This is a genomic window from Streptomyces sp. NPDC041129, from assembly GCF_055592265.1.
This window is the reverse complement of record NZ_JBVIYV010000001.1, coordinates 736,683-749,645: the sequence shown is the minus strand read 5'-3', so window position 1 is coordinate 749,645 and position 12,963 is coordinate 736,683. Positions and strand designations below refer to the sequence as shown.

Genomic DNA, 12,963 nt, shown 5'->3' with positions numbered 1-12,963 from the left:
GCACAAGGACCTGGTCCTGTCACGTGGGCCTGTGGTGCCCTGACCGACGTCATGTGTGGTGTGTTGACCGCTTGTTCCGCTCCGCGCCCAACCGGGCGAAGTAGGCGATCAGTTCGGGGTTGTCGACCGCCGCGGGGTTCAGGACCTGCCCGGCGGGGGCACCCTGGAGCAGGCGCTTGACGGGCACCTCGAGCTTCTTGCCGGTCTTCGTGTGCGGGAGCGCCGGTACGGCGATGATCTCGTCGGGGACGTGGCGGGGTGAGGCGCCGGTACGGACCGCGTCGCGGATCCGGTCGCGTAGGGAATCGTCCAGGACGACCCCGTCGGCGACGACCACGAAGAGCGGCATCCAGTAGCCGCCTTCGGGTTCCTCCGCGCCGATGACGAGGGCCTCGGTGATCTCGGGGAGGCGTTCTACGACGTCGTGGATGTCGGCGCTGCCCAAGCGCACGCCGTTGCGGTTGAGGGTGGCGTCGGAGCGGCCGTGGACGATCACCGAGCCGTGCGAGGTGAGCGTGATCCAGTCGCCGTGCCGCCACACACCGGGGTAGGCGCCGAAGTAGGCGTCGCGGTAGCGGCTTCCGTCGGGGTCGTTCCAGAAGTACAGCGGCATGGACGGCATGGGGCGGGTGACGACCAGTTCGCCGACCTGGTCGAGGACAGGGGTGCCCGTCTCGCCGTAGGCGGCCAGCGCCACACCCAGGCTGGGGGCGGACAGTTCCCCCGCCCAGACAGGGGTTGTGGAGGCACTGCCGGCGAAGCCGGAGACGACATCCGTGCCGCCGCTGGTGGAGGCCAGTTGGACGCCGACGCCCACGTGGTCGCGGACCCAGGGGTAGGCGGAGGCGGGGACAGCGGAGCCGGTGCAGCCGATGACGCGGATGGCCGACAGGTCGTGCGCGGAGGGTTCGATGCCCAGCTTGGCCATGGCCAGCAGGTACTGGGGGCTGGTGCCGAAGAGGGTGACCTTGTGGCGGGCCGCCAGCTCCCACAGGATGTCCGGGCGCGTATGCGGTGCCGGGCTGCCGTCGTAGGTGCAGGTGGCGGCACCGCTCAGCAGGGTGGAGACGACCAGGTTCCACATCATCCAGTGGGTGGTGGTGTACCACAGCAGGCGGTCTCCGGTGCCCAGATCGCTGTGCAGGCCGAGCATCTTGAGGTGTTCGAGCAGAACCCCACCGTGCCCGTGGACGATGCCCTTGGGCACGCCGGTGGTGCCGGAGGAGAAGACGACCCACAAAGGGTGGTCGAACGGCACCGGGACGATGGTGAGGTACTCGACGCGGGTGGCCGCGTCCTCCCAGGCAATCGTCAGCCCCGAGTCCCCGCCCTCGGGCCAGGCAAGGCCCACGTGGTCCACGAGCACCGTGGCCTTCAGCGTGGGCAAGGCGGCGGCCAGGTCGAGCGAGGCGGTCCGGCGGTCGTGTGTGGTGCCGTTGAACAGGTAGCCGTCCGCGGTGATGAGCACCGTGGGTTCGAGCTGGGCGAAGCGGTCGGCGGCGGCCTTGGGCGCGTAGTCCTGGCCGCACACCGACCAGACCGCGCCCAGGCTGGCGGTGGCGAGGAAGGCGATGATGGCGTGGGGGGTGTTGGGCAGATAGCCCACCACCCGGTCGCCCTGTCCGACGCCCAGGTCGCGCAGGGTGGCTGCGACGGAGGCGACCTTGGCACGCAGCTGGCGCCCCGTGATCTCGTAGCCGGCTCCGGTCTCGTCCAGGGCGGTGATCGCGGGTGCGTCCGGGTGCAGGTTGCGCAGCGCGTGGTGGGCGTAGTTGAGGGTGGCGCCGGGGAACCAGCGGGCGCCGGGCATGGTCTCCTCGGCCAGCACCCGCTCGTACGGAGTCGTCGCGTCGATGTCGAAGTACTCCCACACCGCGGCCCAGAACCCTTCGAGGTCGGTGACGGACCAGTGGTGCAGGGCACGGTAGTCCGTGGGGTCCTGGAGCCCTTCGGCGCCCCGGTGCCGGGCCGCCCAGCGGGCGAAGTCCGCGATGCGGCTGTGCGCGGCCGACTTCGGGTCGGGAGTGAAGAAGGGTTCCGGAGACGGCGCGAGGTGCGGGGTGGTCATGGTGTGGTGCTCCTGGTCAGGGGACGGGCCGGGCGTCGGCGGTACGGCGGGCCGTGTGCAGCAGGGCGGCCCAGGCGACGGTGTCCGTGAAGTCGCCGGTGCCGGCCGGGACGGTGTCCGTCACGACGCGGTCGGGGCGCAGCAGGACGGCGTCGGCACGGCCGCGCGCCAGCCAGCGGGCCAGGGTGCCGTCGTCGCCCAGGTCGTCGACGTGGATCGTCCGGGCGTCCAGTGCCATGGCCACGGCAGTCATCTGCGCCGTGGGCGGCACAGCGGTCAGGACGGCGAAGGAGTCCCCGAGGACGTCATCGAGGCGCACTCGCCCACCGTCATGCCGTACCCAGGGCTGGGGGCAGAAGGTGCCGGCCAGCACGCGGCCGGTCAGCCTGGGGCGGCGCCGTACGAGTGGGCCGGCGGCCAGGGCGGGGCTGAGGTCACGGCTCACCGCCTCGGTCACGCCGGGAATGCGACAGACCGCGCCCACCACGGCCCGGCGGAACGCCGCAGCGCGGTCCTGTCCGCCGGTCATGGCCCAGCCGACGGCGACCGCCACGCGGATCGCATGGCGGGCGTGCGGCCTGCGCTCAAGCTCGTAGGTGTCCAGCAGGTCCTCGGGTGCGCCCTGTCGGAGCACGCGGGCGAGCTTCCAGGTGAGGTTGTAGGCGTCGCGCAGGCCGGAGCACAGACCCTGCCCGACGAAGGGCGGGGTGAGGTGGGCGGCGTCGCCCAGCAGGAAGACACGCCCCCTGCGCCACCGGTCGGCGAGACGGGCCTGGAAGGTGTACTGCGCCTGCCGTATCACCTCGAAGTCGTCGCCCTGCGAGGCCGGCAGGTCCACCCAGGGGGCGACCAGTTCGCGCAGGCGCTCCCATCCGTCCGGGCCGTCCAGGTTCTCGTCGTCGGCCAGCCGGAACTCCCAGCGGTAGCGGTCCTCGCTGATGCGCATGAAGGTGGCCGGCCGGGTGGGGCAGCAGATCTGCTCGGCGCCTTCCCAGGTACGCACCGGGCGGCTGGTGCGCACGTCGATGACCCGCCAGCTCTCCTGGAAGTGCAGGTCCTCGAAGTCGGTGCCGATGGCGTCACGGGTGAGACTGCCCGCACCGTCGCAGCCGAGGACGGCATCGGCCCAGAGGTGTTCCTCCTCGTCGCTGCCCTCGCGACGGAAGGTGACCCGGACCGGACCCGTCGGATCGTCGGGTGTGTCGGTGTGCTGCGTGTCGGACGGGGTGACGGACACGACCTCCACCCCGCTCCACAGCTCACACTCCGGGTGGCGCGCCAAGGCGTCACGCAGCAGGCCTTCCAGCTCGGGCTGATTGAACATGCTCAGCTGCGGGAAGCCGTGGAGTCCGTCCATGACCCGCGGGAATTCGGCGATCACGCGCCGCCGGGCGTCCAGCAACCGCAGCCCGGGCGCCGGGCGGGCCAGGGCGGCGAATTCCTCGTGGACACCGACGCTCTGCAGGATCCGGCGGATCTCGTCGTCCACGACGACGGCGCGCGGCAGGGGGTAGATGTCCCGGTGGCGTTCGAGGATCAAGCTGGGCACTCCGTGCCGGGCGAGCAGGAGGGCTGCCGTGACCCCGACGGGTCCCCCACCGATGATCACCACCGGTCGCCGGGATGCGGCCTTCATCCTGCGTCCGTAACGGGGGTCCGCTGCTCGCCGAGGTCGATGCGTCCGTCCGGGGTGGCGATCGTGGCGGTGATGAGGTCACCGCTGTGCAGGTACTTGGGGTTCTTGGCCTGGCCCTTGAAGAACGCCTTCCACTTCAGTGCGGGCGGCAGCAACGCACCGATCTTCTCGGCCGCCTTGGGCGGGGCCTTCAGGGCTGTACCGCCGGGAGTGCCGGTCAGCAGCAGGTCGCCCGGCTCGAGGGTCTGGAAGCGGGCGAGCAGGGTGAGGGCCTGTGCGGGCCGTACGATCATGTCGGCCAGCGTGCGGTCCTGGCGCGGCACGCCGTTGACCGACAGCCGCAGCCGCAGGTTCAGCAGATGGGCGAATTCCTCGGGCTCCAGCAGGGTCAGGTACGGACCCGTCGGGGTGAAGGTCGGATAGGACTTGCTCTCGTAGAACTGGGTCTTGGTCAGCTGGACGTCGCGGGCGCTGACGTCGTTGGTCAGGACGAGCCCGGCGACGTAGCGCGGCAGATCCTGCTCCTCGACGACGGTGCCCACGGGCAGGGTGGCGCCCATGACGAGACCGAGTTCCACCTCGTAGTCGAGGAACTTCACGTGCCCGGGGCGGATGATCGCGTCGTGCGGGCCGCTGACCGAGCCGGACGCCTTGCGGAAGAAGGTGGGCGGGATGTCGCCGGTGAAGCCCGAATCCTTGGCGTGGCTGCGGTAGTTCACCATCTGGGCGACCACTCGGCAGGGAGTGGTGACCGGAGGCAGCGCCACCACGTCGGCGACGGGCGTGCCGCTCTCGGCGGAGGCGGCGGCCTCGCGGACCGCGCCCCGGTCGGCCAGCAGTTCGGCGGTGGTGACGGCCTTGGTCTGGATGCGGACGGCGCGCTCGTCCCGGACGACCCACCAGCCGTCGGAGGTGCGCAGAACGTTGGTACTCATGAGCTCATCGCTTTCATCAGGCCCAGCAGGCGTGCGGGGTCGAGTTCGTTGTCGCCGCGCAGGGCCGTCATGACCTCGCGCAGCTTGGCGGGCGACGGGTTGGCGCCCAGGAAGTCGCGGGTGACCGGCGGGCCCCACTGGGCCAGGCCGCTCGCCGACATCGGTGCCCAGCCGGGCTCCAGGTCGCAGGAGAAGAGGTCGCCGTCGGCGAAGTGCTCCAGCATGAAGCGGTCGGGGTCGCGCCAGTAGTCGAACAGCTGGCTGCCCTGGATGTGCCGGCCGATCCCCCAGCTGCGCTGATAACCGCGCTCGGCCAGGTACTCCCCACCGGCGGCGATCGAGTCCAGGTCGGTGACCTGGTAGGCCGAGTGGACGTAACCGGTCCCGGGCCCCAGGTGCAGGGCCAACGTGTGGTGATCGACGGGCACGCTCCCCTGGTCACAGCGGATGAAGGCCATGGTCGGGCCGCGCCCGCGCTGCCCGTCCAGGAACAGGAAGTCGGACACGATCATCCCGAGGGTGTCCAGGTACCAGTCCAGGGTGCGGGCGAACACCCGAGTCTCCAACACCACATGGCCCAACCGCTGGATACGGGACGGCTCACGGGGCGGACGCTGGGTGGCGTTCGTACGACGGTGATCGGTACCGAAGTTGAGGGTCAGCGGCTCCTGCTCGGGCAGCGCGGGCAACTGCTCGGCGCAGTGCACGATCCGGACCGGCAGGCCTGAGGGATCGAGCAGGGCGACCGACTGCCCACCCCCCGGTACGCCGATGTCCCGGACGGTACTGCCGGTGGCGCGGGCCAGCCGGTCCAGGTCGGCCCGCTCGGCCACGCGGAACGCCGGCCCGATGAACCGTGACGCACGCCCACGCCGGATCACCATGCAGGGTGAGCCCGCGAAGGTGCCGCGCAGCCACAGCTCCCCCTCCGTGCGGGCGGCGATAGCGAACCCGAAGTCACGCGCGAAGACCTCGGCCCGGTCCAGGTCCGGCTTCTCGAACTCGAGCCAGGCCAGATCCGCCACCTTGATCACGGGGTTCCCGGAACGTCCCGGGTGCTCTCCACGCAGGGCGCCCTGCTCACTGTGGAGGTCTTGGTGGGGCGTCTGGGGTACGGCCCTGTTGACGGGGGTGTGGGACATGGTGTCCTCCAAGCAACACTGCTGTAATGAGGAAATCATCAACATTGCCGTTACCCAACGTCAATAGGGTGGACTCAATTAATTGATGATCTCATCAGTGATGGCGGGCTCATCGCAACGGTTGTTACACTCACCGCATGCCGACGTCAGCCCCGCCCAAGAACCGCTTCGAGAGGCGCCGCGCCGAAACCCGTCAGGCGCTCGTCCGTGCGGCCCGGCAGATCCTCGCGGAGACCGGGGACACCAGCGCCAGCATCCAGGCCATCGCGGAGCGCGCGGACGTCGGTTTCGGCTCCTTCTACAACCACTTCGAGTCCAAGACGGAGCTGTTCGACGCCGCGGTGACAGACGCCCTGGAGGAGTTCGGGCAGGTCATCGACGAGCGCGTACAAGGAATCGACGACCCTGCCGAGCTCGTCGCCGCGGGCTTCCGGCTCACCGCGCGCATGGCCGACTCCCACCCCGATCTCATGCGGATCCTGCGCGACCGCGGTCTGGCCCAGATCCACGCCGACCGCGGCCTCGCCCCGCGAGCGCTGCGCGACCTGGAGAACGGCATCTCCTCGGGCCGCTTCACCTGCACCAACCCGACCACCGCCCTGTCCGCCCTCGGCGGGACCCTGCTGTCCCTGGTGGCGCTGAGGCTGGCCCGCCCCGACCTCGACGGCGACGAAGCCGCCTCGGACCTGGCCGAGATGGTCCTGCGCATGCTCGGCGTCCCACCGGACGACGCCCACCAGGTGCCACGGCGGCCGCTGCCCGCCGCCAGTTGACCCGAAGCACCGGTGGCGCCAGGCCCCGTGACACCGGGAAGCCCTGGGCGCCACCCCGTCCGCCGGTGGCCTCGCGAACTCTTGCCCTCGCCGCCACCAGCCCGTGAGAACAGGCTCCTCCCGGACACCGTGCAGCCAGATGCGGCCGACCGAGGCTTCGCGGGCCGCCAGGACGGCGTAACTTCGTCAGTGTGGATGTCACCGCGGACAGTCTTCTGTCCCGTGCCGCGCATGAACTCAGCCCGCGAGCGGACGAACTGATCCACGACGTAGAGCAATGCCTGCAACGCGAGGTCCCCGGGTTGTGGGACGAACCGGACATCGCACAGATGACGCGGGAGAACGTCGCCGAGCACGTCGTCGCCCTGCTTTTCGGCGTCGAGCACGGCATCGAGCCACGGCGGATCGATCCGCCGGCCGCCGACGCGGAGCGCGCGCGTCGGCTGGCTCAGCGCGGGAAGCCGGTCACAGCGATGCTGCGCGCCTTCCGGCTCGCGCACGGCCGTGTCCTCGACCGGCTGCTCGAAGAGCTGCCCCGGCTCACCAGCGATGCCGAGTCGATCAACGCGGCGGCACGCAAGCTGATCGCACTGTCGACCGAGTACATAGACCAGACATCGGAGACGGGCGTCCTGGCCTTCCAGGAGGAGCGGGATCGCCGGGTGCAGTGGCGGCTGTCGGTGGTGAACGAGGCGAGCGTACGCGTCGGAACAACCCTGGACGTCGCCCGCACCGCCCAGGAGTTGGCGGACCTGGCCACCGAGCACTTCGCCGACGCCGTCACCGTCGACCTCCTCGTCACGTCTTGGTCGGCGACATGGTGGGCCACGGCATCCACGCCGCCGCCACCATGGGCCGGCTGCGGACCGGGACGGCTACCAAAAGACGTGCCGACTTCGACCGCAGCCGACTGATCGTCAACTGTTCAGGGCGCCGCAGAATTCCAGGAGCGCCGCATTCACCTCGCCGGGGCGTTCCTCGGCGATCCAGTGGCCGCAGCCGGGCAGGATGTGCGCCGGTCCGACGGTCGGGTGGAGCGTGGGCAGGGCGGGGAGGAGTCGGTCCATCCCCGGGAACCCGTAGACCAGGTCCCGATCGCCCGTGATGTAGCGGCCGGGCATCCGGTACTGGGCGCCCTCCCATGGGGCGGTCAGCTGCCAATTGCGGTCGAAGTTGCGGTACCAGTTCAAGGCGCTGGTGAACCCGGCTTCGGTGAACTCCGTCGCGAGTGAGTCGATGTCGGCCTCGGTGAGCCAGGCGGGAAGTTCCTCGGGGTCCTCGAAGAGGTCCAGGAAGCCCTTGCCCGGTGGGACGAGCGGCTCGATCGGCGGCTCGCTGTGCGGGTTGTCGCCGGAAAGGCCGTACATCACGCGACGGAAGGTGGCGCGCGGGTCCTTTGCCAGCTCGGCGTCCGCGACGCCGGGGGTCTGGAAGTAGTTCCAATAGAACTGGCCGTCGAACAGCTCGCGCATCGCCTGCACCGGGGGAACCGGACCGCGCTGCGGCGGCGGGACACTGAGGCCGACGATCCCCCGGACGACGTCGGGCCGCATCAGCGCGGTGGACCAGGCGACCATGCTGCCCAGGTCGTGGCCGACGACCACGGCCTGCTGTGCGCCGAGTTCGCGAATCAGGCCGATGACGTCGCCGACGAGGTGCAGGATGGTGTATTCCTCAACCGCGGCGGGCCGGTCGCTGCGGGCATATCCGCGCTGGTCAACGGCGACGACGTGGTATCCGGCCCCGGCCAGGGGCGTGAACTGGTGGCGCCAGTTGTACCAGCATTCGGGAAAGCCGTGGAGCAGGAGAACCAGGGGTCCTTCACCCTCCTCCGCGATGTGCAGCCGACGCCCCCCAACCGCGACGGTGCGGTGCTCGACCATGGTCACACCCTCTTCCAGGTGGGTCGGTGCGTGACCCAGGCTACTCTCGGGTCACACCGGCGGCCGAGTGACCGCCCGCCGTGGTCGCGGGGCCGTTGCCCAGTTTGACGCACACCGCCACGCTCGGCAGGCATCGCATTCCCATCAGGCTGTGACCCGGCCGGCAGCGGAAGAGCCGGCGGCGCCGGCGGGTGTCCAGTTGCCGGTGCTCTCGAGGGGGCGTCTCTCTTTCTCGTCCCCAGCGCGCCACCGGCCGCAGGCTGTGATGGCGCGCCGGGGTTACGGGGTCGTGCCCCTGTTCAGCGGTCCGACCATACCGCCGGAGCGACGAAACCCCCTGGGCCATGCGTTCACCATGCGTTCGGCAGGGGCGATGACAGGCTCCAGGGCCCAGAGTCGCACTTCGGGACAAAAGGCGTAATAATGATGAAAACCTCATGTATGAGGTTCTTATCCCGCGAAGGAGTTCCCGTCCATGCCTGCAGTTCTGATCCATGGCGTCCCCGACACCCACCGCGTGTGGGACGGCGCGCGCCGGCACCTGAGCCGAAGTGACGTCGAGGCCTGGGACCTGCCCGGCTTCGGCGCGCCGCGGCCGCGAGGCTTCGGCTCCACCAAAGAGGAGTACGTCGATTGGCTCATCGATCGGCTGGAGCAAGTCGGCGAGCCGGTGGATCTGGTCGGCCATGACTGGGGCTGCATTCTCACCGCGCGCGTCGCTTCGATACGACCGGACCTGGTTCGTACGTGGGCCGGCGGTAGCGCTCCGGTCAGCGCCCGGTACGGCTGGCATCCGCTGGCCAAGATCTGGCAGGACCCGGTCGGGGGAGACCGGTTCATGAACGAGCTTGATCCAGCGTCCTTCGCCAAGGACCTGAGCAAACTCGATGTCCCGGCTGACGTGGCCGTGGAAATGGTCCGTCGCGTGGACGGCTCGATGAGGGACAGCATCCTCAAGCTGTACCGCTCCGCCGTGACGGTGGGCGCGGAATGGGAGCCTGAACTGGCGAAGGTGTCCGCGCCATGCCTGGTCCTCTGGGGGATGCTCGACCCGGCCTGTCCGATCGCGTTCGCCGATGAACTCGGCGCAGCTGTGCGAGCGTCCCGGGTCGTCAAGCTCGACTGCAGCCACTGGACGTTGATCCAGAAGCCGGCTGAGGTCGCCGCAGCCCTTGAAGCGCACTGGATTGCCTGAGCAGCTGTTGTCTGTCCGACGTGCTGAGCGCGTCTTCCCCGATGGGACATGGGCTCGGCGACTCCGTGGGAGTGGTGGGCTGTCGTGTCGTCGATCCCCGGGGAGGCCTCGGACTCGAGGCAGCAGGAGTAAAGACCAATGAAGTCGTTGAGAACCCTGATTCAGAGTCTGTATGTGCAACTTGTCGTTGCGCATGAGATGTCTTTGCCTGTGAGCATGAGGCTGCGGTACGAGCCCAGTGATCCCTACGTCGTCCGCGCCGCATTCACCGCCGCCGACAGCGACGAGACGGTGGAATGGATCATTGGACGAGATCTTTTGATCGACGGGCTGGAAGGCCCCGTCGGCGAGGGGGACATACGCGTATGGCCCGCCGAAGGGCCTGACCCCTGCGAAGCGTACATACTTCTCAACCCGCCGGCTGGCGCGGCCTTGCTCAAAGTCCGAACGCACGAAATCAAGACGTTCCTACAGGGAACGGAGGCCCTGGTGCCCAGGGGAGCCGAGCTCGGGCACACCGACTTGGACGCGTCGCTGGCGCGCTTCCTCGCCGAAGGATGAAGTCGGCCCAGCAGCCATTCATCAAGAGGCCGGGTCGCTCGAGGCCCTCACCTCACCGAATCCTGACAGCGAGCCCACCAGAGGTGAATTTGTGATCTTCGTGATGACCGTTGCCGATCAGAACGCGTCCTCATCGTTTTCGGGTGCGGGCTTGCTGTCGGTCTGCGCATTGCTCTTCACCATCGCCTCGTTCTGGTGGCTCAACGCCAGACAGGGGCGCCTGGAGTCGTGGGAGCCTCAGTCCTTTGCGGCGATTGTCCACGGCTCCACGGTTCGCCTGCGACTTCCGCTCGTCCTTCACAACACCGGTGTCAAGCCGATCGTCGTGCAGGATCTCAGGCTGAGCTTCCCTGATGAGCCCGCCTCCCATCTGCCACTCCTGTGGACGGCTTCACGAGCTCGTCTCCAACCCGGGCCGGACGAGGACCCGGAGTTGCCGACCGGGTTCGTTGTGGCCGGCAGAGAAGCGCAACAACTCTTCCTCGAGTTCGAGGCGCCGTTTTCTTGGTTGGTTCCGGAGTACGGTGACTACAGGGTCCAAATCCAAGTGAGGGTGGGCCACCGCAAGGGGTGGCGCTCGCTTCTGACCTTCATCTTGAGGACCAACAACATCATTCATCCCGACCGGTACACCGTCTACAACAACGCCCCTCTCGAACTGACCAAGGTAGACCGCAAAAAGGCAGACGCCGCGCTCCTGGAGCTGTTGGAGGGGCAGGAGAAGGGCGCTTCCGCCAAGAGCGCGACCAAGCGGCGAGACTCTTGGAACGACGAGGGCAACGCCGATACGGACCTGTAGGCCGTGAGGATGGTGCTGAGTTCGGCCAAAACGCACCGTGTCGACACCCGCCCGCGGAAGCCCATGCCGCGCTCGGCGCGCTGATCCCCCGCCTCGGCACGGCACGCCTCGTCGAGGACCAGCCCCCGACCAGCAGAACGCCATGCTCCGTAAGCCGCGCCACCTTCCCGACCACAGGCGGGTTCACCGATCTCGTAGAGCAGTTGGGCTGTCACCGTGTCCTGGGTGACCACGCCGCCGGTGCCCGGGTTCTTGGTGATCACCGAGGAGCCGTCGGCGGCGATCTCGGCGATCGGGAACCCCGGCTCCCCGAGGTCGGGGACGGAACGGAACCCTGAGAAGTTGCCGCCGGTCGCCTGAGGCCCGCACTCGATGACGTGCCCGGCGGCGACCGCGCCGGCTCTCCTCGCCGGCGTCTCCGACGAGGGGATGTACCGGCTCCTGGAGCTGGCCGGTGCGGAACAGGCAGGAGACGTCCGGCAGTTCCTCGCCGAGCTCCCCGAGACCCGCTCCCGCCGACTCGCCTTCAACCGCGGAGTGACCTTCAAGGGCGCCTTTGCCGTAGCCACGCCCCTGTTGGCATCCGACGGCAGTCTGATAGCGGCGATCACCGCGGCCGTCGACCCCGCGGAAGCGGATCGTCTCGACGATGTCGGCGAGGAGCTCAAGAAGGCGGTCGCCCTTCTCGGCCCCCGGTACGGGCTCAACCACGCCTGATCCCCCGCGCCGGCCAACTCCTCTGTCGGCTCCGCGCTCACCAAGCCCTTGTGAACTGACCGTCCACGCAAAACCGTGGGCGCCGGTGCTCCCTCAAGCACCGGCGCCCACTCACCCCTGCCCGAGGTGGTCTGGATGGACTTTCTGTTCAGTTGTCAGGGGACGAGGATGAGGCGGATCGGGTCGCCGACCTTGTTCGCCAGCCGGTTGACGGCGTCGGCGGCGTCGGCGAGCGGGATGTGGTCGGTGATGGAGGGGGCCAGGTCGAGACGGCCGACCTCGGCGAGGCGGACCAGCTCGGTGACGGACTCGGGGGTGCCGCCGTAGTGGCCACGCACCTGCTTGCCCAGGTAGTTGAAGGTCAGGCCCTCGGTGATGGTGAGGGGCCTGGGGCTGATGCCGACCAGGATGAGGACGCCGCCCAGGCCGAGTGCGGCGGCGGCCTGCTCGCGGACGGCGGGAACGCCGGCGCAGTCGAAGGCGAAGTCCAGGCCCCGTCCGCCGGTGGCCGCGCGGACCTGGTCGGCGAAGTCAGGGGCGGCCGGGTCCAGGGCGAAATCCGCACCGAAGGCCAAGGCACGCTCCCGGGCGCCGGGCAGCGGGTCGACGGCGATGATCGGCGCGGCGCCGGCCAGGCGGGCGACGCGGACGTTGTGCGCGCCGACACCGCCCACGCCCCAGATGCCGACGGACTGGGCGGGGCGCACCCCGGCGGTGGCGACGACGGCTGCGTAGGGCGTGGAGACCGCGTCGGGGATGATCGCGGCCTGGTCGAACGGGAGGCTGTCGGCGATGGGGATGAGGGTGTCCTCGCGGGCGAGGGTGTACTGGGCCCAGCCGCCGTCGTAGTCGATGCCGGCGGTGAGCATCCGGGTGCAGGGGCGGCGGCGCACGCAGCCGGCGCACTGGCCGCAGGTCTTGCCGGCCTCCAGGGTGACACGGGTGCCGACGGTCAGGCCGCGCTTGAGGTCCGGGCCGAGGGTGTGGATCACGCCGGCGACCTCGTGGCCGACGGTGACCGTGTCGGAGGTGGCGAACAGCGGGACGAGGGAGCCGTCAATGAGGTGGACGTCGGAGAGGCAGACGCCTGCGGCCTTGACCTCGATGAGGACCTCGCCCGGGCCGGGCACGGGGACGGGGACCTCCTCCACGGCGAACTTCTTGCTGTCCAGGTGGAAGCGTCCGGCGAGCATGGTGTCCATGGTGCTGTGCTTTCTGTGAGCGGCACCCCCGGCGGTTCGGGCCGACGGGTGC

General features: G+C 69.4%; 12 protein-coding genes and 1 pseudogene. 6 read left to right on the top strand and 7 right to left on the bottom strand.

Annotated elements, in window-relative coordinates; genetic code table 11:
* Positions 1 to 49 precede the first annotated feature (49 nt).
* From ACZ6B1_RS03270 to ACZ6B1_RS03255, 4 genes are read right to left on the bottom strand one after another with little or no spacing between them, the layout of a single operon-like run.
* A complete protein-coding gene (locus ACZ6B1_RS03270) occupies positions 50 to 2,068 on the bottom strand; it encodes an acetoacetate--CoA ligase (protein ID WP_468774478.1) in 2,019 nt (672 codons plus the stop codon).
* A gap of 16 nt (positions 2,069 to 2,084) precedes the next feature.
* Positions 2,085 to 3,704, bottom strand: coding sequence for a bifunctional 3-(3-hydroxy-phenyl)propionate/3-hydroxycinnamic acid hydroxylase MhpA (gene mhpA, locus ACZ6B1_RS03265; protein ID WP_468774477.1), 1,620 nt, complete (start codon positions 3,702 to 3,704; stop codon positions 2,085 to 2,087).
* Entirely contained in the window at positions 3,701 to 4,639 is a 939-nt protein-coding gene (locus tag ACZ6B1_RS03260) for a fumarylacetoacetate hydrolase family protein (protein ID WP_468774475.1), read from the bottom strand. Before ACZ6B1_RS03260 ends, mhpA begins: the two co-directional genes overlap by 4 nt.
* Positions 4,636 to 5,781, bottom strand: a complete 1,146-nt coding sequence (locus tag ACZ6B1_RS03255) for a VOC family protein (protein WP_468774473.1) — start codon at positions 5,779 to 5,781, stop codon at positions 4,636 to 4,638. The genes ACZ6B1_RS03260 and ACZ6B1_RS03255 overlap by 4 nt, the downstream gene beginning before the upstream one ends.
* A gap of 137 nt (positions 5,782 to 5,918) precedes the next feature.
* Here ACZ6B1_RS03255 and ACZ6B1_RS03250 point away from each other — a divergent pair, with 137 nt between their 5' ends.
* Both ACZ6B1_RS03250 and ACZ6B1_RS03245 read left to right on the top strand, forming a co-directional pair.
* A complete protein-coding gene (locus tag ACZ6B1_RS03250) occupies positions 5,919 to 6,554 on the top strand; it encodes a TetR/AcrR family transcriptional regulator (RefSeq protein WP_468774471.1) in 636 nt (211 codons plus the stop codon).
* A 191-nt stretch (positions 6,555 to 6,745) separates the two neighbouring features.
* The gene (locus ACZ6B1_RS03245; RefSeq protein ID WP_468774469.1) at positions 6,746 to 7,468 is read left to right on the top strand and encodes an RsbRD N-terminal domain-containing protein; all 723 of its coding nucleotides are present in this window, start codon (positions 6,746 to 6,748) and stop codon (positions 7,466 to 7,468) included.
* Positions 7,469 to 7,471: 3 nt separating this feature from the next.
* On the opposite strand, the gene ACZ6B1_RS03240 is transcribed toward ACZ6B1_RS03245, so the two are convergent.
* On the bottom strand, positions 7,472 to 8,437 hold the full coding sequence (locus tag ACZ6B1_RS03240) for an alpha/beta fold hydrolase (RefSeq protein WP_468774468.1): 966 nt from the start codon (positions 8,435 to 8,437) through the stop codon (positions 7,472 to 7,474).
* A gap of 475 nt (positions 8,438 to 8,912) precedes the next feature.
* Between ACZ6B1_RS03240 and ACZ6B1_RS03235 the strand changes: the two genes are divergently transcribed.
* The 3 genes from ACZ6B1_RS03235 (at position 8,913) to ACZ6B1_RS03225 (ending at position 10,992) form a co-directional block, all read left to right on the top strand.
* On the top strand, positions 8,913 to 9,632 hold the full coding sequence (locus ACZ6B1_RS03235; RefSeq protein WP_468774466.1) for an alpha/beta fold hydrolase: 720 nt from the start codon (positions 8,913 to 8,915) through the stop codon (positions 9,630 to 9,632).
* A gap of 138 nt (positions 9,633 to 9,770) precedes the next feature.
* A complete protein-coding gene (locus ACZ6B1_RS03230) occupies positions 9,771 to 10,193 on the top strand; it encodes an SsgA family sporulation/cell division regulator (protein ID WP_468774464.1) in 423 nt (140 codons plus the stop codon).
* A 91-nt stretch (positions 10,194 to 10,284) separates the two neighbouring features.
* A complete protein-coding gene (locus tag ACZ6B1_RS03225) occupies positions 10,285 to 10,992 on the top strand; it encodes a hypothetical protein (RefSeq protein ID WP_468776075.1) in 708 nt (235 codons plus the stop codon).
* A 179-nt stretch (positions 10,993 to 11,171) separates the two neighbouring features.
* Here the strand turns inward: ACZ6B1_RS03225 and ACZ6B1_RS03220 are convergent.
* Positions 11,172 to 11,396: pseudogene (locus tag ACZ6B1_RS03220) on the bottom strand (acyclic terpene utilization AtuA family protein); the annotation flags it as partial.
* Here ACZ6B1_RS03220 and ACZ6B1_RS03215 point away from each other — a divergent pair.
* Positions 11,365 to 11,709, top strand: coding sequence for a hypothetical protein (locus tag ACZ6B1_RS03215; RefSeq protein ID WP_468776073.1), 345 nt, complete (start codon positions 11,365 to 11,367; stop codon positions 11,707 to 11,709). The pseudogene ACZ6B1_RS03220 and the gene ACZ6B1_RS03215 sit on opposite strands and share 32 nt — an antisense overlap.
* Positions 11,710 to 11,864: 155 nt before the next feature.
* On the opposite strand, the gene ACZ6B1_RS03210 is transcribed toward ACZ6B1_RS03215, so the two are convergent.
* Positions 11,865 to 12,911, bottom strand: a complete 1,047-nt coding sequence (locus tag ACZ6B1_RS03210; RefSeq protein ID WP_468774462.1) for a zinc-binding dehydrogenase — start codon at positions 12,909 to 12,911, stop codon at positions 11,865 to 11,867.
* Positions 12,912 to 12,963 lie beyond the last annotated feature (52 nt).